Annotated in this window: 16 protein-coding genes; 11 read left to right on the forward strand and 5 right to left on the reverse strand. The window is 63.5% G+C overall.

Annotated elements, in window-relative coordinates; translation table 11 throughout:
• The first annotated feature begins 105 nt into the window (after positions 1-105).
• The 8 genes from NCT32_RS14155 (at position 106) to NCT32_RS14190 (ending at position 10,221) form a co-directional block, all read left to right on the forward strand.
• Positions 106-636, forward strand: a complete 531-nt coding sequence (locus NCT32_RS14155) for a DUF5943 domain-containing protein (RefSeq protein WP_061120796.1) — start codon at positions 106-108, stop codon at positions 634-636.
• A 41-nt stretch (positions 637-677) separates the two neighbouring features.
• On the forward strand, positions 678-2,741 hold the full coding sequence (locus NCT32_RS14160) for an NADH:flavin oxidoreductase (RefSeq protein WP_061120797.1): 2,064 nt from the start codon (positions 678-680) through the stop codon (positions 2,739-2,741).
• Between the two features lie 14 nt (positions 2,742-2,755).
• On the forward strand, positions 2,756-4,666 hold the full coding sequence (locus NCT32_RS14165; protein ID WP_061120798.1) for a (Fe-S)-binding protein: 1,911 nt from the start codon (positions 2,756-2,758) through the stop codon (positions 4,664-4,666).
• 4 nt (positions 4,667-4,670) lie between these two features.
• Complete coding sequence (locus NCT32_RS14170; RefSeq protein WP_061120799.1) at positions 4,671-5,831, forward strand: electron transfer flavoprotein subunit alpha/FixB family protein; 1,161 nt, start codon at positions 4,671-4,673, stop codon at positions 5,829-5,831.
• Positions 5,828-6,586, forward strand: a complete 759-nt coding sequence (locus NCT32_RS14175; protein WP_061120800.1) for a drug:proton antiporter — start codon at positions 5,828-5,830, stop codon at positions 6,584-6,586. The genes NCT32_RS14170 and NCT32_RS14175 overlap by 4 nt, the downstream gene beginning before the upstream one ends.
• A gap of 96 nt (positions 6,587-6,682) precedes the next feature.
• The gene (locus tag NCT32_RS14180; protein ID WP_061120801.1) at positions 6,683-7,981 is read left to right on the forward strand and encodes an SRPBCC family protein; all 1,299 of its coding nucleotides are present in this window, start codon (positions 6,683-6,685) and stop codon (positions 7,979-7,981) included.
• Positions 7,982-8,004: 23 nt separating this feature from the next.
• A complete protein-coding gene (locus NCT32_RS14185; RefSeq protein WP_061120802.1) occupies positions 8,005-9,240 on the forward strand; it encodes a hybrid-cluster NAD(P)-dependent oxidoreductase in 1,236 nt (411 codons plus the stop codon).
• A 126-nt stretch (positions 9,241-9,366) separates the two neighbouring features.
• Entirely contained in the window at positions 9,367-10,221 is an 855-nt protein-coding gene (locus tag NCT32_RS14190; RefSeq protein ID WP_061120803.1) for a glycine betaine ABC transporter substrate-binding protein, read from the forward strand.
• A 750-nt stretch (positions 10,222-10,971) separates the two neighbouring features.
• On the opposite strand, the gene purU is transcribed toward NCT32_RS14190, so the two are convergent.
• Both purU and NCT32_RS14200 read right to left on the reverse strand, forming a co-directional pair.
• Positions 10,972-11,847: a formyltetrahydrofolate deformylase gene (gene purU, locus NCT32_RS14195; RefSeq protein WP_250477262.1), complete on the reverse strand. Its 876-nt coding sequence runs from the start codon at positions 11,845-11,847 to the stop codon at positions 10,972-10,974.
• Between the two features lie 119 nt (positions 11,848-11,966).
• Positions 11,967-12,878, reverse strand: a complete 912-nt coding sequence (locus NCT32_RS14200; protein WP_061120805.1) for a choline sulfate utilization transcriptional regulator — start codon at positions 12,876-12,878, stop codon at positions 11,967-11,969.
• A 109-nt stretch (positions 12,879-12,987) separates the two neighbouring features.
• On the opposite strand from NCT32_RS14200, the gene betC reads away from it, so the two are divergent.
• A complete protein-coding gene (gene betC / locus NCT32_RS14205) occupies positions 12,988-14,523 on the forward strand; it encodes a choline-sulfatase (RefSeq protein ID WP_061120806.1) in 1,536 nt (511 codons plus the stop codon).
• Positions 14,524-14,571: 48 nt separating this feature from the next.
• Positions 14,572-15,519, forward strand: coding sequence for a choline ABC transporter substrate-binding protein (locus tag NCT32_RS14210; protein ID WP_061120807.1), 948 nt, complete (start codon positions 14,572-14,574; stop codon positions 15,517-15,519).
• Positions 15,520-15,551: 32 nt separating this feature from the next.
• Here the strand turns inward: NCT32_RS14210 and NCT32_RS14215 are convergent, their stop codons facing one another.
• Positions 15,552-16,868 carry a hypothetical protein gene (locus NCT32_RS14215; protein ID WP_061120808.1) on the reverse strand — a complete coding sequence of 439 codons (1,317 nt, stop codon included), beginning with the start codon at positions 16,866-16,868 and terminating at the stop codon, positions 15,552-15,554.
• Positions 16,869-17,236: 368 nt separating this feature from the next.
• Between NCT32_RS14215 and NCT32_RS14220 the strand changes: the two genes are divergently transcribed.
• Positions 17,237-18,385 carry a porin gene (locus tag NCT32_RS14220; RefSeq protein WP_061120809.1) on the forward strand — a complete coding sequence of 383 codons (1,149 nt, stop codon included), beginning with the start codon at positions 17,237-17,239 and terminating at the stop codon, positions 18,383-18,385.
• A gap of 9 nt (positions 18,386-18,394) precedes the next feature.
• Here the strand turns inward: NCT32_RS14220 and NCT32_RS14225 are convergent, their stop codons facing one another.
• Complete coding sequence (locus NCT32_RS14225) at positions 18,395-19,372, reverse strand: GlxA family transcriptional regulator (protein ID WP_061120810.1); 978 nt, start codon at positions 19,370-19,372, stop codon at positions 18,395-18,397.
• A gap of 115 nt (positions 19,373-19,487) precedes the next feature.
• Positions 19,488-22,556: an acetoacetate--CoA ligase gene (locus NCT32_RS14230; protein ID WP_061120811.1), complete on the reverse strand. Its 3,069-nt coding sequence runs from the start codon at positions 22,554-22,556 to the stop codon at positions 19,488-19,490.
• Between the last annotated feature and the right edge of the window lie 138 nt (positions 22,557-22,694).

The raw sequence follows: 22,694 nt of genomic DNA on the forward strand, positions 1-22,694 counted from the left end.
TGGAGCGAGTCGCGCATCAAGAAAGTGATGGGCGAAAACTGGATGCGCTTCTTCGGCGAAGTCTGGAACGTCTGATCACCAACGACAAATACAAGGAACCCTGCGATGCAACCTCAACTGCCTATCGACGTCGATCCGCAAACCGGCGTCTGGACCACCGATGCGCTGCCGATGCTCTACGTGCCGCGCCATTTCTTCACGAACAATCACGTCGCCGTCGAGGAAGCGCTCGGCCGCGATGCGTATGCGGAGATTCTGTACAAGGCCGGCTACAAGTCCGCGTATCACTGGTGCGATAAAGAAGCCGAGAAGCACGGCATCAGCGGCATGGCCGTGTTCGAGCACTACCTTAAGCGTTTGTCGCAGCGCGGCTGGGGCTTGTTCGACATCGTCGAAGCCGATCCGGCGACTTCGCATGCGCGCATCCATCTGCGTCACTCGTCGTTCGTGCTCCAGCAGCCGGGCAAGCAGGGCAAGCTCTGCTACATGTTCGCGGGCTGGTTCGCCGGCGCGATGGACTGGGTGAACGACACTGCGCCCGACAGCGCGAAGAAAGGCCCGCGCTCGAAGTCGATCGAGACGCAATGCGCCGCCGAGGGACACGATCATTGCGTGTTCGAAGTGTCGCCGCTGTAAGCGCCACGCACCGAAGCAAATCCATTCCGAGGTCGATCGCAATGCGTTACCCGAACCTTTTCAAGCCTCTCCAGCTCAACAAGCTCACGTTGCGCAACCGCATCGTCAGCACCGCGCATGCGGAGGTCTATGCCGAACCGGGCGGCCTGCCCGGCGACCGCTATATCCGCTACTACGAGGAGAAAGCGAAGGGCGGCGTCGGCCTCGCCGTGTGCGGCGGTTCGAGTCCGGTTTCGATCGACAGCCCGCAAGGCTGGTGGAAGTCGGTGAACCTCGCGACCGACAAGGTCATCGATCCGCTCGCGCGTCTTGCCGAAGCGATGCATCGTCATGGCGCGTTCATCATGATCCAGGCGACGCACATGGGCCGCCGTTCCGCCTGGCACGGCGAGCACTGGCCGCATCTGATGTCGCCATCTGGCGTGCGCGAGCCGGTGCATCGCGGCAACGCGAAGATCATCGAAGTGGAAGAGATCAAGCGCATCATCGCCGACTTCGCCGCGGCCGCCAAGCGCGTGAAGGATGCGGGGATGGACGGCATCGAGATCTCCGCGGCGCACCAGCATCTGATCGATCAGTTCTGGAGCCCGCGCACCAACTTTCGTACCGACGAATGGGGCGGCTCTCTGGAGAACCGCTTGCGCTTCGGCACCGAAGTATTGAAAGCCGTACGTGAAGCAGTGGGCGCGGACTTCTGCGTCGGCCTGCGCATGTGCGGCGACGAGTTCCATGAAGACGGGCTTTCTCACGAGAACCTGAAAGAGATCGCGCAGGCGATGTCCGAAAGCGGCCTCATCGATTACGTTGGCGTAATCGGCTCAGGCGCGGATACGCACAACACGCTCGCCAACTGCATGCCGCCGATGGCGCTGCCGCCCGAGCCGTTCGTCCATCTCGCGGCGGGCATCAAGTCGGTCGTGAAGCTGCCGATCATGCATGCGCAGAGCATTCGTGACGCGGGTCAGGCCGAGCGCCTCCTCGCGAACGGCATGGTCGATCTCGTCGGCATGACGCGGGCGCAGATCGCCGATCCGCACATGGTCATCAAGATTCGCGATGGCCGCGAGGACGAAATCAAGCAGTGCGTCGGCGCGAACTATTGCATCGACCGTCAGTACAACGGCCTCGACGTGCTGTGCGTGCAGAACGCGGCGACCTCGCGTGAGGCGACGATGCCGCATGTCATCGAAAAGACGCGCGGGCCGAAGCGCAAGGTCGTCGTGGTCGGCGCGGGCCCCGCGGGCCTGGAAGCGGCGCGCGTCGCGCGTTCGCGCGGCCATGACGTCGTGCTGTTCGAAAAGAACGATTACGTCGGCGGTCAGATCATGCTCGCCGCAAAGGCGCCGCAGCGTGAGCAGATGGCCGGTATCGTGCGCTGGTTCGACATGGAGACGAAGCGTCTGGGCGTCGATCGCCGTCTCGGTGTCGCAGCCGACGACAAGATGATCATGGCCGAGAAGCCGGACATCGTCGTGCTCGCGACGGGCGGCTCGTCGTTCACGGGCCAGGTGCCCGCGTGGGGCGTCGAGCAAGGCCTCGCGGTCGGCTCGTGGGACATCCTCTCGGGCAAGGTCGAGCCGGGCAAGAACGTGCTCGTCTATGACGGCGTCTCGACGCATGCCGGCGCGGGCGTCGCGGACTTCATCGCGTCGAAGGGCAATAACGTCGAGATCGTCACACCGGACGTGAAGGTCGCCGACGACACCGGCGGCACCACGTTCCCGATTTTCTATCGACGCCTCTATGCGCAGGGCGTGATCCACACGCCGAACTACTGGCTCGACAAGGTGTACGACGAAGACGGCAAGAAGATCGCCGTCATCCGCAACGAGTACACGGAAGAGCAGGAAGAACGCGCGGTGGATCAGGTCGTGATCGAGAACGGCATCACGCCGAACGACGCGCTTTACTGGAAGCTCAAGCCCGAGTCGCTCAATCGCGGGCAAATCGATGTGCATACGTTGTTCGCATCGCAACCGCAGCCGTGCCTGAGCGAAGAACTCGGCAACGGGCGCTTCCTGCTGTTTCGCGTCGGCGACTGCATCTCGATGCACAACATCCACAGCGCGATCTACGATTCGCTGCGCCTCTGCAAAGACTTCTAACGAGGTATTCGACGATGAACCCCGTGTTTGTCATCACCGCGCTGCTGTGGCTTTCGGTGGCGGGCCTCGCGTTCGCCCTGCTCAAGCGCGCAGCGTATTGGCGCGAAGGGCGCGCGACGGCGGCCGGCGCGTACGGATGGGCGAATCTGCTCAACATCCCTAAGCGCTATTTCGTCGATCTGCATCATGTCGTGGCGCGCGACCCGTATATCGCGAAGACGCACGTGGCGACCGCGGGCGGCGCGATTGCCGCAATGGCGCTCGTCTTCATCAACTACGGCCTCGCGATCTACTCGCCGTGGCTCGACCGCGCGATCTTCCTCGCGGCGATCATCATGCTCGCCGGCGCGGTGTTCGTGTACCGGCGCCGTCATGCGAAGAACGTGCCCGCGCGCCTGTCGCATGGACCGTGGGACAGCCTGCCGCTTCTGCTCGGCTCGTTCGCGCTCGGCCTTGCGTTGTTCATGCTGCTGCCCGCATCGTGGATGTCCGGCGCGCTCGCGATCATCGTCGCGCTGCTGATCGCCGCGGGCGCATACACGATGACCTTCGGCGCGGCGCAGGGCGGCCCGATGAAGCACGCGATGGCGGGTCTGCTGCATCTCGCGTTCCATCCGCGTCAGGAGCGCTTCAGGGCGAACACGCACCAGGAAGTCGTGCCGCCGACCGCGCTGAAAAAGCCCGTGCTGGATGCGAAGGAATACGGCGTCGGCAAGCCGGTCGAGTTTCGCTGGAATCAGCTGTTGAGCTTCGATGCCTGCGTGCAATGCGGCAAGTGCGAAGCTGCGTGTCCCGCGTTCGCGTCGGGTCAGCCGCTCAATCCGAAGAAGCTGATTCAGGATCTGGTCGTGGGCATGGTCGGCGGCTCGGACTCGCAATACGCGGGCAGCCCGACGCCCGGCATTCCCGTCGGCAGGCACACGGGCGGTCCGGCCAGGCCGCTCATCTCGCAGATGATCGAAGCGGACACGATCTGGTCCTGCACGACGTGCCGCGCGTGCGTGCAGGAGTGCCCGATGCTGATCGAACACGTCGATGCGATCGTCGACATGCGGCGCAACCAGACGCTCGTCGAAGGCAGCGTGCCGGGCAAGGGGCCGATCACGCTCGCGAATCTGCGCGAGACGGGCAGTCAGAACGGCTACGACATCGGCGCACGCTATGACTGGTCGGTGGATCTGCAAGTGCAGGTCGCGCAACCGGGCCGTCCGGTGGATGTGCTGCTGATCGCGGGCGAAGGCGCGTTCGACATGCGCTATCAACGCACGCTGCGCGCACTGGCGAAGGTGATGAACAAGGCGGGCGTCGACTATGCGGTGCTCGGCGGCGCCGAAACGGATACCGGCGACACGGCGCGCCGTCTGGGCGACGAAGCCACGTTCCAGCAATGCGCGTCGAAACTGATGAACACGCTTTCGCAGTACCAGTTCCGCCGCATCGTCACGGCCGATCCGCACGTGCTGCACAGCCTGCGCAACGAATATCGCGCGCTCGGCGGCTATTACGAAGTGCAGCATCACACCGCGTTCATGGCCGAGCTCGTCGCGAGCGGCAAGCTCTCGCCGAAGGCCGCCGCCGTGCTCGCGGACAAGAAGATCACGTATCACGATCCGTGCTATCTCGGCCGCTACAACGGCGAAACGGAAGCGCCGCGCAAGCTCTTGAAGACCATCGGCATCAAGGTCGTCGAGATGGAACGTCACGGCATGCGCGCGCGCTGCTGCGGCGGTGGCGGCGGCGCGCCGCTGACCGATATCCCCGGCAAGCAGCGCATTCCCGATATCCGCATCGCCGATGCGAGATCGGTCAGCGCCGATGTGGTCGCGGTCGGTTGCCCGCAATGCACCGCGATGCTGGAAGGCGTGGTCGGTCCTCGTCCCGAAGTGCTCGACGTGGCGGAACTCGTCGCCGCAGCGCTGGAGTGAAGCCATGAACGACATCAAACGAATCGATCCGCGCCGGCCTTTCATCGTTACGGCCGCCGGGCTGAAGCGCATCACGCTCGGTGAAGTCGGCAACGGCGTCGTGCTGGATTTCACGCACGGCGGTCACAGGGAGGCGGTGAAACCGCGCCGCACGACGAAGCGCGCGACACGCTCGCTGCTCGTCGCGGCGCATACGGATCGCGGCGCGCTCGACGATCACGCGCGCCAGGCGCTCGCCGCCGCGGCCTTGCTCGCGGACGATCAGACCGACGTCGTGCTGATCGCGTTCGGCGAATTCAAGGACGATGCCGCGGCGCTGGGCGCGGATCGTTTCATCGAACTGCCCGCGTTCGACCGGCGCAACTACGCGCCCGATGAAGAAGTGCGGGCGTTGACGGCATGCGTCTCGGCTTTCGCACCGGCGCAGATCTTCATGCCCGACAACGCGACCGGCGACGGCGATCTCGGCCGCCGTTACGCCGCGCGCGCCGACGCGTCGATTGCAACGCACGTCGTCGAGCTCGATGCGGCGCATGCCGCGTCGTATGCGCATGCGGGGCGCGCGGTCGCATCGCGTGCATTGCCCGATGTGGTTCTGCTTGCAGCCAATGCCGTCGATGCGAAGCTGCCTTTCGTCGGCGCGGGCGAGGCGGTGAATCCGGAGGGTATCGTGCCGGCATCGAAAGCGAGCGCGTACGTCGATCTCGGCATCGAGGAAATGGACGCCGCGCAGGTCGCGCTGGAAGAAGCGGACTTCATCGTGTCGGCGGGCAACGGCGTGTCCGACATCGCCGCTTTCGAGGCACTTGCGGGCACGCTGGGCGCGGCGATCGGTGCGAGCCGCGTCGCCGTCGACGATGGCAAGTTCACGCGCGACAAGCAGATCGGCGCAACGGGCAAGACCGTGGAAGCGAGCGTGTATATTGCGTTCGGCATTTCGGGCGCCGTGCAGCACTTGCAGGGCATCAAGGATTGCCGTCACGTGATCGCCGTGAATCTCGATGCGAGCGCGCCGATTGCGAAGCGCGCGAACCTTACGATCGTCGCGGACACACAGGAAACGATCAAGGCGCTGACCGATGCCGCCGCCGCCGCGCGCGCCGCGCGTGCCAACGGCACATCGATCCTGCAGACCGCGCGCGTGGCCGAAGGAGTTGCAGCATGAAAATCGCCGTTCTGGTTTCCACCGGCCGCCATCCCGTCAGCGGCACGGCGCGCTACAGCCGCAACGATGCGGCCGCGTTGACGATCGCCATCGACATTGCCAAAGCGCAGCGCGCGCAACTCGACGTGCTGCACGCAGGCGATCCCGCGAATCCGGCGCTCGCCGAATATCTCGCGCTCGGCGCGCCGAAAGTCGAAGTGCTCAACACGCAAGGCGACGCGTGCGCCGCGCTCGGCGCGCGGCTCGCGGGTTATGACCTCGTGTTCACCGGCACGCGCGCCGAAGGCGCATTCGACAGCGGCACGCTGCCTTACAAGCTCGCGGATGCGCTGAACGTTCCGCTCGTCGGGGCGGCCGTCGATGTCAGCGTGACGCAGGAAGGCGTGGAAGTGCGCCAGTTCATGCCGAAGGGTTTGCGCCGCCGCGTGCGCACGACGCTGCCCGCGCTCGTCGCGGTGCATCCGCTCGCCAACGCCGCGCCGCGCTATGCGTATGCGCGCATGCGTGAAGGCCACGTCGCGCCGGTCGCCGCGAGCGCCCCCGCCGACAAGGAAGCTGCGGCATGGAACGTCGGCCCCATCACGGCGAAGCCGAAGAAGCTGGCCGCGCCCGAGAAGCGCTCGGGCCACGCGCGCATGCTCGGCGCGACGACGACCGAAAGCCGCGGCGGCAGCGTCGTAATTGAAGGGAGTTCCGTCGAAAAAGCACAAGTGATTCTGGCGTATTTGCGCGAGCATCAACTCGTCGATTACTGATTTTCAGCCCAGCCGGGCGACCCACACAAGAAAGCAGCAGCCCGCGTTCAAAGGTGTTTGGCGGGGCACCAGACGTGACGCAAAACGGAGCACACGATGAAAGTTTCGGCAGACGTTCGCGCTTTGATCGAACGCCGCAAAAAGGGCCACACGCTCGAGGCCCCGTTCTACACGAGCGAAGAAATCCACGCGCTCGACCTCGATGCCATTTTCCGCAAGACCTGGATTCAGGTCGCCGTAGAACCGGACATTCCCGAGCCGGGCGACTACACCACGATCGAGATCGGGCACGATTCGATCCTGATCGTGCGCGACGACGACATGGAGATCCGCGCCTTCTACAACGTGTGCCGCCATCGCGGCGCGCGCCTGTGCAATCAGGAGAAGGGCTCGCTCGGCAATATCGTGTGCCCGTATCACAGCTGGACTTACAACCTCTCCGGCGACCTGATGTTTGCCGAGCATATGGGCGACCAGTTCGACCGCTGCAAGCACAGCCTGAAGAAAGTGCACGTGCAGAATCTGGCCGGCCTCATTTTCATCTGCCTCGCCGACGATCCGCCCGCCGACTTTGCCGTGATGCGCGAAGCGATGGAGCCGTATCTTGCGCCGCATGGCCTGAAGGACTGCAAGATCGCGGCGAGCATCGACATCGTCGAGAAAGGCAACTGGAAGCTCACGATGGAAAACAATCGCGAGTGCTATCACTGCGTCGCGAACCATCCGGAACTGACCATTTCGCTCTATGAATATGGCTTCGGCTATCAGCGCTCGCCTGCCAACGAGGAAGGCATGGCGGCGTTCGAGAAGACCGTCGAAGAGCGCACGAAGCAATGGGAAGCGATGTGCCTGCCGTCCGCCGAAATCGAACGCCTCGCCGATCTCGTCACCGGCTTTCGCACGCAACGGCTGCCGCTCGACCGTGAAGGCGAATCGCAGACGCTCGACGCGAAGGTCGCATCGAAGAAGCTGCTCGGCGGTTTCGAGCGCGCGGACCTGGGCGGGCTGTCGTTCTGGACGCAGCCGAATTCATGGCATCACTTCATGAGCGATCACATCGTGACGTTCTGCGTGATTCCGCTTGCATCGGGTGAAACGCTCGTGCGCACGAAATGGCTCGTGCACAAGGATGCGCGCGAAGGCATCGATTACGACGTCGACAACCTCACGGCAGTGTGGCGCGCGACGAACGATCAGGACCGCACCCTCGTCGAGTATTCGCAGCTTGGCGTCGCCAGCAACGCGTACGAGCCGGGTCCGTATTCGCCGTTCACGGAAGGCCTCGTCGAGAAGTTTTGCGAGTGGTACATCGGACGTCTTGCCGATTACGCCGATACGCCGCAACACGGCGTCGATGCGTCGCACGGCGAGAAAGTCGTTTCCTTCATGCGCTAAAGCAGTCGTAGCAGGAGCAGAACATGATGCGCGATCAGGCTACGTTCGAGCCGACCGAAAGCCGCGTGACCCAGCCGAAATTCTGGGGAACGCTGCCCGTGCGCTGGGACTGCGACACCGACGAGACGCTCGTCTGCTGTCACGTCCGGCAGGAAACGCACGACGTCAAGAGCTTTTTCTTCAATGCGCCCGGCGAGCGCACGTTCGTATTCGAGCCGGGGCAATTCATCACGCTCGAACTCGATATCGACGGCGAGCAGATCAACCGCTGCTACACGATCTCGTCCGCGCCGACTCGCCCGCACACGATCTCCATCACGGTGAAGCGGGTGCCGGGCGGCAAGGTGTCGAATTGGCTGCACGATAACGTCGTCGCGGGCTCGACCGTGCGCGTGCTCGGGCCGTCGGGCGAATTCACGTGCGCGCGTCATCCGTCGCGCAAGTACCTGTTTCTGTCGGCGGGCTCGGGCATCACGCCGCTCATGTCGATGAGCCGCGCGCATCACGAGCTCGGCGACGATGCCGACATCGTGTTCGTGCACAGCGCGCGCACGCCCGACGACATCATCTTTGCGCGCGAGCTCGATCTGATCGCGTCGAATCACAAGAACTTCCGCACGTCCTTCGTATGCGAGCGTATCGGCGCGCGCACGAGCTGGCCGGGCGTGACGGGCTTTCTGAGCCTGCCGTTGCTCAAGCTGATCGCACCGGACTTTCTCGAGCGCGAAATCTTCACGTGCGGCCCTGCGCCATACATGAAGGCGGTGCGCGACCTGCTCGACGAAGGTGGTTTCGATCGCAAGCATTATCACGAGGAGAGCTTCTCGTTCGGTGTCGTCGAAGACGTCGCGGCGGAGCTGACGACTGCGCATGTCGCCGATGCGCTCGCGACGCAGACGGATTTCGTCGAAGCGCGTGAAGAAGCGGCCGGTTTCGAACCGGCGCCGATTGAACCGATCTCGACGATCGAGACGATCGAAGTCGCGCCAGTCGAAACGAGGTTCAAGGTGAGCTTCGCGAAGAGCCGGCGCGACATCGAATGCGGCAGCGGCGAACACGTGCTCGATGCCGCGAAGAAAGCGGGCGTGCGTCTGCCTTCTTCGTGCACGCAGGGCATGTGCGGCACCTGCAAGGTGAAGCTCGTGTCCGGCGAAGTGAGCATGAAGCACGCGGGCGGCATTCGTCAGCGCGAGATCGATCAGGGCATGGTGCTGCTGTGCTGCAGCAAGCCTTTGAGCGATCTCGTCGTCGATAAGTGAAGTCCTCGGACCCTGATCGGGGTGCGTCGTTTCTTGACAACTGAGTGTCGGAAAAGTGCGTTACGGGCCAATTCTGGCTGGTGATTCTGTTCGCTACACGGCGTGGGGCCGCAAAGGGGAAACCAAATGAAACCGATGAGAAGAATGCTCGTACTTGGGGCGATGACCGCTGCCCTGGCTTCGAGCTTTATGGCAAGCGCCGCGGATAAGCCGACGATCAAGATCGGTTACGTCGAGGGCTGGGACGATAGCGTTGCGACGTCGAATGTCGCGGCACGAGTCATCGAGAAGAAGCTGGGTTATCCGGTGCAGCTCGTGCCGGTGGCGGCGGGCGTGATGTGGCAGGGCGTCGCGCGCGGCGATCTGGATGCGACGCTTTCGGCGTGGCTACCGGTCACGCATGGCGCGTACTGGAACAACTTCAAGTCGAAGGTCGTGAATCTGGGGCCGAACTTTCAGGATGCGAAGATCGGTCTGATCGTGCCGGAGAATGTCGACGTCAACAGCCTGTCGGATCTCGAAGCGAAGAAGGCGGAATTCGATTCGCGCATCGTCGGCATCGACGCGGGCGCGGGCGTGATGCAGAAGACGAGCGAGGCCATCAAGGCCTACAACCTCGACTACAAGCTGCTGCCGAGCTCGGGTTCGGCGATGACGGCGGAACTGGCGCGTTCGGAAGCGGCCAACAAGCCGATCATCGTGACTGGCTGGAAGCCGCACTGGATGTTCGCCAAGTACAAGCTGAAATTCCTTGAAGATCCGAAGAAGGTTTTCGGCGATGCCGAGCACGTGGATAGCGTGGTCAATCCTGATCTCGAGAAGAAGGCGCCGCAGGTGGTGGCCTTTTTGAAGAAGTTTCAGTGGAAGCCAGGCGAGATCGATAGTGTGATGCTTGCTACGCAGAATGGTGAGAAACCGCAGGCGGCGGCTGATGCCTGGATCAGCGCGCATGGGGATCGGGTGGATAGCTGGACTAAGTGAGGTTTTTTTGCGTTGGGCAACGCTGGAGCGTCGTGGGTTTTATTTCCTGCGGCGCTTTTTTTTTCGCCGGATCCCGTTTTGTTATTGGTTTATTAGCGTTGCCCCTGTGCGGGGCGGCAGTCACTTTCTTTGCTGCTGCAAAGAAAGTAACCAAAGAAAGCAGCTCGATATGCCCGCGGTCACACGCAGTTTGGCCATGCTTGCCAGGCGATCGTGGGCTGCCTAAGTGTCGCCCTCAAAGGTCTGACCGGGCTTGGCTCGCGCACGGTCTGTCGCCTCGCACCGCTTGACTCACTGGCTCAGCGCCAAATGGCTCCGGCCCGCTTCGCGGCCGTTGGGTCAATCGGGTCCGCCCGTAATGTCTTGCTAATGCTTCCATCTCACTGCGTGGGTGCTTCGTTGGTTTCCCTTGTAGACCCAGCGGCAGCGCGTAGCGCTGTGCCGGCGCTATTTGGTGCTGAACCAGCAAGTGGAGTGGTGCGATGAGACAGACCGTGCGCGATCCAAGCGCGGTTGGGCCTATGAGGGCGACACTTAGGCAGCCCACGATCACATGGCAAGCATGGCCAAACTGCGTGTGACCGCGGGCGTGTGGAGCTGCTTTCTTTGGTTACTTTCTTTGCAGCAGCAAAGAAAGTGACTGCCGCCCCGCATAGGGGCAGTGCTAATAGACCACAAACAAAACGGGATCCGGCGAAAGCCGTTCTTCGGGGCAGCGCTAATAAACCAAAAAGAACCCGGAATCCGGCGCTACCGCAAAACCACCGTCCGCTCCCCATTGATAAACACCCGCCGCTCGATAAACGCCTTGACAGCCCGCGCCAGCGTAATGCACTCCACATCCCGCCCGGTAGCCAACAACCGCTCCGGGCCATAAGAATGATCGACCCGCTCGACTTCCTGCTCGATGATCGGCCCTTCATCGAGATCATCGGTGACGAAATGCGCCGTCGCGCCGATCAACTTGACCCCTCGCGTATGCGCCTGATGATAAGGCTTCGCACCCTTGAACCCCGGCAAGAACGAATGATGAATATTGATCGCACGCCCGGCAAGCTTGCGACTCGTCTCGCCAGAAAGAATCTGCATATACCGCGCAAGCACCATCAACTCCGCGCCTGAAGTCTCGAACAGATCGAGCAAACGCGCTTCCTGCTGCGACTTCGTATCGGCGGTGATCGGCAGATGGTGAAACGGCAAGCCATGCTGCTCGGCCAGATGCGCGAGATCAGTATGATTCGACCCGATACCGACGATATCCATCTTCAGCTCGCCCATGCGCCAGCGGAACAGCAAATCGGCGAGACAGTGCTCCAGCTTCGACACCATGATGAGCACCTTCGGCCGCACTGCGAGATCGTGCATCGCCCAGGTCATCGAGAAGCGCCCGGCAATCGGCTCGAATTCGCGCTTCAGCATCGCCAGATCGAGCGGCTCTTCAGGACGCGCGCCATGAAATACACAGCGCACGAAAAAGCGTTCCGATAAATCGTCATCGAAGACGGTGAGCTCGTCGATATAACCGTGATGCCGCTCCAGAAAACCGACGATGGCGGCGACCTGGCCCGCCGCGCTCGGGCACGAAACGGTAAGCACCAGTTGATCAAAGCGGGAATCGGCTGCCATGCGTGCTCCACATTCGAATGGTTGCAGCGCCGCGAAATGCGGCGAGCGTACGCGCTAGTAGAGCAAACGCGCGCTCGTCCCGGATAGAAGCGAACCGCCGAGCGAATAGTACGAAAGCGTCAGCCGGCGACGTCGCATTCGTCGAGCAGCCACTCGCTGAACGCGCGCACGGCCGCCGGCGGCTCGCGCGGCGTGACGAGCACGTAGCCGCGATCGGTGACGAGCGGCGCATCGCAGAGTGCGACGAGCTGCCCCGTCGCGACGAGTTCGTCGATGAGCGGCGCCCAGCCGAGCGCAATGCCCTGGCCCATCACCGCCGCATGCGCGACGAGCGCATAGCTGTTGAACGTGAAGCCGCCGTGCGTCGGCGGCGCCGTGAGGCCTTGCGCTTCAAACCACGCGCTCCACGAGAGCCAGCGCTCGGGAAAGGTCGGTTCGAGATGCAGAAGCGGCAGTCCGAGCAGATCGGCGGGCGACACGGGTTCGCTCCTGCCCGCGATCAGCGCGGGGCTGCATACCGGCATCACGCGCTCGGCAAAGAGCTTGACGGCGCTCTTCGTGCCCCATTCGGCTTGCGTATCGCCGAATACGATGACGACATCCGCATGATCGCCCGATGCGCTCGGCAGGCTCTGCGACGTGATGATCTTCACATCGACATCGGGCATCAGCGCCTTGAACTGCGGCAGGCGCGGCATCAGCCAATAGGTGGCGAAGCCGAAGTCCGTCGAGAGCGTAAGCGTGCGTTGCGCGTGACGCGCGCGGATCTCCGATGTCGCCGCGCGAATGAGGTCGAGCCCCTGACGCACCGCATCGAAAAGGCGGGCGCCGTCTTCCGTGAGCGTGACGCCGCGATGCCCGCGCTCGAAAAGCGGCGCGCCCAGCGATTCCTCCAGCTGCACGACGCGCTGGCTCACGGCGGGTTGCGTCGAGCCCAGCTCGCGCGCTGCTGCCGTGAAGCTCGCGAGACGCGCGGCGGATTCGAACATCGATAACGCCTGCATCGGTGGCAGGCGGTCCGGCCGCGGCATAACTCCCCCTTATGAACGCATAACGTTTTGCTGTCTTCACAGCCGCGATTTAAACGGCAATAGTGACGCTGAACGCTTCAATCAAAGATTCTATTCGAGGCACGCATTCATGCTTGAGACGAAACAAAATATCCTCGTGTTGATGGCCGATCAACTCACGCCCTTCGCGCTCTCCGCATACGGCAATCGCGTGACGAAGACGCCGCGCATCGATGCGCTCGCGAAAGAAGGCGTCGTGTTCGAATCCGCGTATTGCGCAAGTCCGCTGTGCGCGCCGTCGCGCTTCTCGCTACTCGCGGGCAAGCTGCCATCGAACATCGGCGCGTACGACAACGCCGCCGAATTTCCCTCCGAAACGCTGACCTTCGCGCACTATCTGCGCGCCGAAGGCTATCGCACGATCCTCTCGGGCAAGATGCATTTCTGCGGCGCGGATCAGTTGCACGGCTTCGAGGAGCGCCTCACGACCGACATCTATCCCGCCGATTTCGGCTGGACGCCCGACTGGCAGAACTCCGATGCGCGCCCGACGTGGTATCACAACATGAGCTCGGTCATCGACGCGGGTCCGTGCGTGCGCACCAATCAACTCGACTTCGACGACGAAGTGACGTTCACCGCGCGTCAGAAGCTCTTCGATATCGCACGAGAGCGCAATGCGGGCCGCGACGCTCGGCCTTTCATGATGGTCGCATCGCTCACGCATCCGCATGATCCGTATGCGATTCCGCGCAAGTACTGGGACATGTACCGCGATGAAGATATCGACATGCCTTCGTATCGCGATTCGCTCGACGCATGCGATCCGCATTCGAAGCGCCTGCGTCACGTGTATGAGGCGGACCGCACGCCTCCGACCGAGCAGCAGATTCGTCACGCGCGCCGCGCGTATTACGGCGCGGTGTCCTACGTCGACGATCAGTTCGCATCGATCCTCGAAGCGCTGGAACAGGCCGGCCTGGCCGACGATACGATCGTCGTCGTCACGTCCGATCACGGCGAGATGCTGGGCGAGCGCGGCCTCTGGTACAAGATGACGTTCTTCGAAGGCGGCTGCCGCGTGCCGCTCATCGTGCATGCGCCGAAGCAGTTCCGTGCGCGTCGCGTGGCGGAATCGGTCTCGCATCTCGACGTGCTGCCGACGCTCGTCGAGTTCGCGCGTGGAGAAGCGCCACAATCGTGGCCCGACAGCATCGACGGCCGAAGCCTCGTGCCGCATCTGCGCGCTAGCGGCGGCCATGACGAAGCGATCGGCGAATATCTCGCGGAAGGCGCGGTCGCGCCCATCGTGATGATCCGGCGCGGGCGCTTCAAATTCATTCACTCGAGCGTCGATCCCGATCAGCTCTTCGATGTGAAGGCGGACCCGTTCGAGCGCGAAAATCTCGCGGGCGATGAACGTCACGCCGCGCAAGTGGCCGAATTCCGCGCTGAAATCGCGCGCCGCTGGAACCTCGACGCGTTGCATCAGGACGTGCTGAAAAGCCAGCGGCGGCGCCACTTTCATTTCGCGGCGACGACACGCGGCACGATCCAATCGTGGGACTGGCAGCCTCACGTCGATGCGAGCCAGCGCTATATGCGCAATCACATCGATCTGGACGATCTCGAAGCGATGGCGCGCTTTCCCGCCGTCGAGCACTGAGAACGCGATTCCCTTCACCTTCATCATCCCATCCGACAGGAACGCACCATGAATAAGGGGTTCATCCATGCGCTCTTCGCCGCCGCGCTGGCGTGCGTGGCGTCTCACGCGTTTTCAGCCGAGCCGCAGGCCTGCACGCAGGTGCGCATGGCGGGGCCCGGCTGGACCGACATCGACGCGACCAACGCGATGAGCGGCATCGTGCTCAAGGCGCTGGGCTATCGGCAGAACGTCGCGAACCTGTCGGTGCCGATCACGTATCAGGGCATGAAGAAAGGGCAGATCGACGTCTTCCTCGGCAACTGGATGCCCGCGCAAGCGCCGCTCGTGAAGCCGTTCTTCGAGGAGAAATCGATCGACGTGGTGCGCCCGAATCTCTCCAACGCGAAGTTCACGCTCGCCGTGCCGGACTATGTGGCGGCGGCCGGCGTGCACTCGTTCGCGGACCTCGCGAAGAACGCCGACAAGTTCGATAACCGCATCTACGGCATCGAGCCGGGCGCGCCCGCGAATCAGAACATCAAGCGCATGGTCGACGACAAAGCCTTCGGCCTCGGCGACTGGAAGCTGGTCGAATCGAGCGAAACCGCGATGCTCACGCAAGTGGAGCGCGCGGTGCGCGACAAGAAGTGGATCGTGTTTCTCGGCTGGGAGCCGCATCTCATGAACACGAAGTTCAAGCTCGCCTATCTGGATGGCGGCGACAAATATTTCGGCCCGAACTACGGCGGCGCGACGGTCAATACGGTGGCCCGCAGCGGCTACGAGCAGCAATGCCCGAACGTGAGCCGGCTCTTCAGGCAGATGGCGTTCAACGTCGATCTTGAAAACGGCGTGATCGCCGACGTGCTGGAGAAGAAGACCAATGTCGATGCAGCCGCGACGGATGCGCTTAAGCGTCATCCGGAACTGCTGAAGTCGTGGCTCGACGGCGTGACCACGGCGAGCGGCGGGAACGGCCTGGAAGCCGTTCAGAGCGCGCTCGGGGTGAAGTGAAGGAAAAGAGACGAGAGAAGCGGAGAACTCGATCAGCCGAGCTGCATGCTGGCGCGATCCTGTACGCCCATCAGCACGGCGCGCATGGACGACTGGATCGCGACGAAATGCACCATCAGGCTGTCCGCCTGCTGGAAGTACCACGGCGTGTTGATGGTCATGCAGTCGAGGCCGTGCTCGAGCTTCCAGCCGAGCCGGTCGATCAGCAGGTTCGCGATGATCGTCTGGTCGCCGCCGTTCGCGTAAGTGGTCGATTTATCGGGCGCCGCGCTCACGTGCTCGTAGATCTCTTCGACGAACGCGATGGTCGCGGGCTTGCTGCGGAAACCGAGCACGCCGGCGTTGATGACCCACGGGCCGATGTCGTGCGCCGCGAGAATGTCGCGTCCGACGAGCAGCGGTTCGAGCGGCTCGCGCTGATTGAAGAAGAGGATATCGGCATCGACCCAGATCACCCATTCGTGATGCGGCAGATATTTGCGCAGGAACCACGGCTTGAGCCACGTGCCCGATGTGCCCGGCCCGACTTCGGCGGGCGTCTCGCGATAGACGTAGAGCGTGTAGCCGTGGCGTTCGCAATAGCGGCGCATGTTCCGTTCGGCGATTGCGCCGTACGCGCGCACGTTGGGCGTGTAGTACGTGACGAGCGCGATGGGCTTGCCGGGGTTATAGACGCTGCACGCCTCGTCCGGCGTCGCGCTTTGTGCCGGAAACTGCAGCAGCGGCAGGCCCTTCTGCTGACAGTCGTTGATGTGCCCTGCGAGCGCGTTGCGAAAGCTCGACGGGATGCCGCCGTAGACCGCTTCCTCGGCCACCACGATGGTCCAGAGGTGCGGGTACTTCGTCCAGACCGGTTCGAAGCGCGGACCGCAATGCATCGTGCACGTGATCCCGCCGCGTGCGCCGTGCGGCTCGATGTAGTCGAGCGACGAGAGCATCGCGACCTCGTTTTGCGGCGCGCCGCCGAGCTTGCATTGCCCGATGAAATAAACGATGAGCTGGCGGATTTCCGCCGTGTTGCGCCAGATCTGCACGGCCGTCTGATGCGCTTCGCCATTCCCGGATACGGCCATGAGCGTGTGTTGCCGTCCGTCGGCGATCGGTTCGACGGGATGCATATTCAGCACGATGCAGTCTTCGCCCATGCACACGAGCAGCGCCATATCGGCCATCTGACGCAGGTGATGCAGGACGGCTTCGTACTTGAGCAGCAAACGTTGTGAAGGGCAGGGTATGCCCGCCATCGAGATGGTGGCGTGGTCGTAACCCAGGCGCGCCGCGTAATGCTTGTGGTTGATGAGAACTTCGGGTGCTTCGGCTTGGAGGATGCTCAGGCAGCGGGTCGTCATATCGTTCGGATCGAATTCAGGTCGTGCGGCAATGCGGGTTTTTTACAGATTCGGAAGTATGGGAGCCATACCCTGCCGTGCATATCGGGCATGTCCGAAATCGAAAGAGTTCTATCGACGCCGCACGCCGCAATGCCGTAGTCGCAACTGGGCAGATTTGCGTCGCACCGGGTCGAGCCGCGACATATATGGGGCCTTATTTTTGACAACGTCGACGCAACGCATCTTCATCGCGTCGCATAGCCGCTCAAGGGCACTTCGGCAGTTACCGGCAACGTCAGCCTGGCGCTATGTCCTCACGCCGCGCGCGAGGCAGGGCATCGCTTTTTCCAACGCAATATCGATCAAGACGAGCAAAGGACCAGCATATGAAAAAAGGACATGCCGCGAAGATCGCCGGCCTCGCGTTTGCAGCGGGGACCGCGACCATGCCGATGGCGGCGCATGCACAAAGCAGCGTGACGCTCTACGGCATTCTCGATGCGGGCATCACCTGGGTGAGCAACACCGGCGGCTCGCACGTGGTGAAGTTCGACGACGGCATCTCCTACGGCAACCGCATCGGCTTTCGCGGCACGGAGGATCTGGGCGGCGGATTGCAGGCGGTTTTCGTGCTGGAGTCGGGCTTTCATCTCGGCAATGGCCAGTACGCATTCGGCGGCGCCGAGTTCGGCCGGCAGGCCTATGTGGGCCTCAAGAACCAGTGGGGCACGCTCTCGCTCGGCAATCAGCTCGACATGACCGAGGAGTTCGTCTATCTCTACAACATCTCGGCGTGGGCGAGCGGCTATGCGATTCACCAGGGCGACTTCGACCGCATGAACGGCGACCGCCTGCCGAACTCGATCAAGTTCCTGTCGAACAACTTCGGCGGCTTCACGTTCGGCGGCATGTATTCGTTCGGCAACCAGGCGGGCAACTTCCATCGCAACAGCGCGTGGAGCGTGGGCGCGCACTATGCGGCGAACACCTTCAACGTCGGCGCGGCGTACACGCAACTCAACAATCCCAACGGCATCTATGCGTTCGATCCCTACGCGATGATCGGCGCACGCACGTTCCTCGGCCAGCCCACCGTATCCGTCGATCCGGCGACGGGCGCCGTCACCGATCTCTACAGCGCGAACCCGTTCCCCGTCGATAAGCAAGGCGCGTTTGCCGTGGGCGCGGCGTGGACCATCGGCAACCTGATGCTGTCGGGGAACTTCACGTACACGACCATCAAGGGCCTCGGCCAGACGTCGCACATGCAGGTGTACGAAGGCGGCGCGTCATATAGCTTCATGCCCGACCTGAGTCTCTACGGCGGCTATCAGCACACGCGCTTCGAAGGCAATCACTGGAATCAGGGTTCGCTCGGCCTGCACTATCTGCTCTCGAAGCGCACCGATGTCTATGTCTCCGGCGACTATCTGCGCGCATCCGGTCCGATCGATGCGGTGATCGGCTACAGCTTCACGCCGTCGTCATCGAATACGCAGGCCGATGTGCGTGTCGGCATGCGGCATTCGTTCTAGGGAACAGACCTAAGCCGCGGCGAGCCGCGCGGGCAGGACGGCGCGCAGTGCGCTGCGGTCCTGCCTCGGGCTCGTGCCGAAGCGCGTGCGATACGTGCGCGAGAAATGCGACGGCGATTCGAAGCCGCACGCGACGCAGACGGCAAGTATCGACATGTCGGTCTGCTGAAGCAGTTCGCGCGCGCGCGTGAGGCGCAGGCCGAGATAGAAATGCGTCGGCGTGTCCTTCATCGACGCGCAGAACAGCCGTTCGAGCTGACGCCGCGTCACGCCGATGGATTCGGCAAGCGCATCGGGCGAGAGCGGCTCCTCCATATGCTGCTCCATCAGTTCGATCACCTGGATCAGCTTGCGATTGTGGATGCCGTAGCGCGCCGCGATCTGCAGACGCTGGTGATCCGAGCGCTGCCGGATGCGGCCCAGCACGAACTGCTCGGACACCTGCGCGGCGAGGCTCGCGCCGTGCTCGCGCGCGATCACGTCGAGCATCAGGTCGATCGAGGCCGTGCCGCCCGCGCACGTGATGCGCCGCGTGTCGATTTCGAAGAGCTCCTGACTCGTCTCGATAGCCGGATAGCGTTCGGCGAACGCCGCTGCCGCTTCCCAATGCAGCGTTGCGCGCTTGCCCGCGAGCAGCCCCGCTTCGGCGAGGATGAAGCTGCCGGTGTCGATGCCGCCGAGCGTCGCGCCTGCACGGTCGAGCCGCTTCAGCCAGTCGCCGATCGCGCGCGTGTAGCCCGAGAGCGGCTCGAATCCAGACACGACGAACACGGTGCGCGCGTCGCTCACCTGATCGAACGCGCTTTCGGCGTTGAGCGTGATGCCGTTGCTCGCGGCGACGGGCCCGCCATCGACGCTCAGAATATGCCAGCGATACAGGTCGCCCGCGAAGCGATTCGCGACGCGCAGCGGTTCGATCGCGGACATGAATCCGATCGACGAGAATTCGGGCAGCAGAAGGAAATGGAAATCGTGGGGCGCGGACATCGGATCGATAGCGACGGGTCGATGAGCAAGCCGTCCACGCTAGCAAGCGCAAAAAACGCGCGCAATCCGGCGCGCCCCGTAGGGCGGCCGGATTCGGTGCTACTTCTATGCGGAGTCAGGCGCTCGCGAGCGCGTTCGAGAGCGTCCGCGCGACGGTGGCGAGCTGCGGCTCGACGACGAGATCGGTGTGCCTGCCATCGACCTGCATGACCTGCAGGCCACGCTTCGCTACGCGCTGCCAGACCGGTAGCGGATCGCTGCGCGAGTTGTCGAGCAAGCTCGCGCGCACGTAGACGATCGGACCGCCTTCATAGCGGCGTGGCTTGTAGGTCGACATCGCGACGCGCATCGATTCGCGCACGCGCTGCAGCACGGGCGGCAGGGCGGCCGCATCGGGCGCGGGCTTGTGCGCCTGCTTGCCCATGCGCATGCGCACGCGGTCGGTGATGACCGCCGCCTTGCCGCGCATGTAGCCCAAACGCTGGCTCGCTTCGAGCGAGCGCAATTCGCGCAGCCGTTCCACGACCACCGCGGCCTGATAGCGCGTCCACTGTGACAAGGGCAGGCAGCGCGTGTGAACGTAGGTATCGAGCAGGCAGAGCATTTCGATCTTCTCGCCCGCCGCGACGAGCTGCTGCGCGATCTCGAACGCAATCAGGCCGCCGAACGAATAGCCGACGAGCGCATACGGCCCGCTCGGCTGCACCTCGCGCATACGCAACACGTAGTCGCGCGCCATCGCTTCGACGCTATGCTGCGGGGCTTCGTCGCCGTCGAGGCCGAGCGCCTGCAGGCCGTAGACGGGCCGCTCGTTCTGCACCATGCCCGCGAGCGTCAGGCACTCCATCACCGAACCGGTGATGCTGTGCAGCATGAAGAGCGGCCGGCCGCTGCCCGCGCGCATCTGCACGAGCGTCGAGTCTCCCGCGCGCATGTCCGCGCCGGCGACGAGAACCGCCGCGAGGCGCGCGATGGTGGGCGCGACGATCATCGTCGAAAGCGGCAGCGTGCGGCCGGTCGCGCGCTGCACGTCGGCGAGCATGCGCGCGGCGAGCAGCGAATGGCCGCCCAGTTCGAAGAAGTTGTCGTCGCGGGCGATGGGCGAGAAGCTGAAATGCTGCTCCCAGAGCGCGCACAGATACGCTTCGATCTCTTCGGCCGATTTGCCCGGCGCGGGCAGATCGCGCTTCACGCGCGTGAGCGACGGATGCTCGCGAATCTGATCGAGACATTCCGGATTGGCGAGCGACGAAACGTTGCGCGCGGGCAGCCCGTTGACCGCATCGCGCGCGGCCGCTTCCGACGGCTTGTTGTTGTGCGTGACGGGCAGGCCGTCGACTTGCGCGATCACGTCGGGCACGAGCGCGGCGGAGCCCTGGCGCGTGAGGTCGCGGCGCACGCGCGCGGCGAGCGCAGCGTTCAGTTGCTCACCGGGCCGCAGCACGAGCAGGAGCACGATACGCTGGCCTGCATCGCCCGCATTGGCGCCGGTCTGGGCCACGACCATCGCATGACGGATTTCGTGAATCTCGCTCAGGATGCGGTAGATCTCGCCCGGGCTCACGTTGATGCCGCGCACGTTGAGCACGCCGTCGCTGCGCCCGTGCAGGCGCGCGGAGCCCTCCGGCGAGAACTCGATGACGTCGCCGTGCGTCCACACGCCTTCGTTGGCCGCGAAATAGGCCTTGTGAAAGCGCGAGCCGTCGTCGTCGCCGAAGAAACCGAGCGGCCTCGACGGGAAGGGATTCGTGCAGACGAGCTCGCCCGGCATGATCGTGCTCGCGCCCTGATCGAACGCCTGCACGTCGAGGCCGAGACTCTTGCACTGCGCTTCGCCCGCATAGACGGGCAGATTCGGATTGCCGAGCACGAAGCAGCCGATGATGTCCGTGCCGCCCGAAATCGATTGCAATTGCAACTGCTTCACGTGCTCGTAGACCCACTGGAACTGCGAGTCGTAGAGCACGGCGCCGGTCGACATCATCGCGCGCAGTGCGGAGAGATCGAACTGCGCGGCGGGCTCGATGCCCGCGTCCTCGCTCATCTTCAGATAGGCGGGACTCGTGCCGAAGACGGTCGCGCGTTCGCGGGCGACGAGGCGCCAGAGCGTGTCGACGGCGGCCACGGGACCGTCGTAGGTGATGATCTCGACGCCCGACGCGAGCACCGACATCTGCCAGTTCCACATCATCCACGAGCAGCTCGTGTGGAAGAAAAGCTTGTCGCCGGGACCGAAGTCGCTGTGCAGGCGATGCTCCTTCACGTGTTCGAGCAGCGTGCCGCCCGCGCCGTGCACGATGCATTTCGGCTTGCCCGTCGTGCCCGACGAAAACATGATGAAGAGCGGATGATTGAACGGAAAGCGCTTCCATGCGAAGCGCATCGCGTCGCCTTGCGCGATCAGCGAGCGCAGTTCGTGCTGGCGCTGCGTCACCGTGCTTGGCAGCTCCATGTCTTCGAGGCAGACGATGTCGGTCAGCGACGGGAGTTGCGCGGCGACTGCCGCAACGTGTCCCGAGAGCGAGCCGCCGGTGTCGAAGGGGCGCTGCATCGTGTGCGCGAACATCATCGTCGGTGCGAGCGGCGCGAAGCGATCGAGAATCGCCTGCACGCCGTTTTCCGGCGCGGCCGTCGAGAGCGTTGCGCCGAGCGCGGTGACGGCGAGCGCCGCGGTGATCGCCTCGCAGTCGTTGCGCATGATCGCGACCACGCGGTCGCCTTGCGTCAGGCCGAGTTCGGAGAGCGCCTGCGCGAGGCGCACGACGCGCTCGCGCAACTCGCCGCGCGTATAGGTGACGCGGCTGCCATCGGCGAAGCACGAGGTGATGGCGGGGGCGTCATCGGGCGCAATGCGTTTGCCGAGCAGATTCTCGGCGTAATTCAATTCGATATTGGGGAAAAACCGTGCGGTTTCGCATTGATCGCCGATGCAAACCGGCTCATCGGATCCCGACCATTCGAGTCCATGCGCCGATTCGAGAAAGCATTTCCAGAATTGGCGATATTCACGGGCTGAATAGACGTGTAATGCCGAATAGTCGGTGAATCGCTCGCCGGTCGCTTTCTGGAAGGCCTCGGTAAAGGCCGTCATGCGCGATGCGGAAATCTGGTCGGCGGAAGGCGAGAACAGCGGTTCGCGCGCGTACAGCCGCGCACTCTCTCGGATGGCGTCTTGACGGTCCATTATCCAGGCCTTTGATTGGAAGCGTGCAGTAAACAACATGTGCCCGGCGGCATCGCGGGAAACCTCTCCATTTCCTTTGGCCGAGCCATTGCGAGCCGAGCATAACCCTTTGCCCGCACATTACCCGGTTAGAAATCC

The sequence above is a fragment of the Caballeronia sp. INML2 genome (assembly GCF_023631365.1).
Classification (GTDB): Bacteria; Pseudomonadota; Gammaproteobacteria; order Burkholderiales; family Burkholderiaceae; genus Caballeronia; species Caballeronia turbans.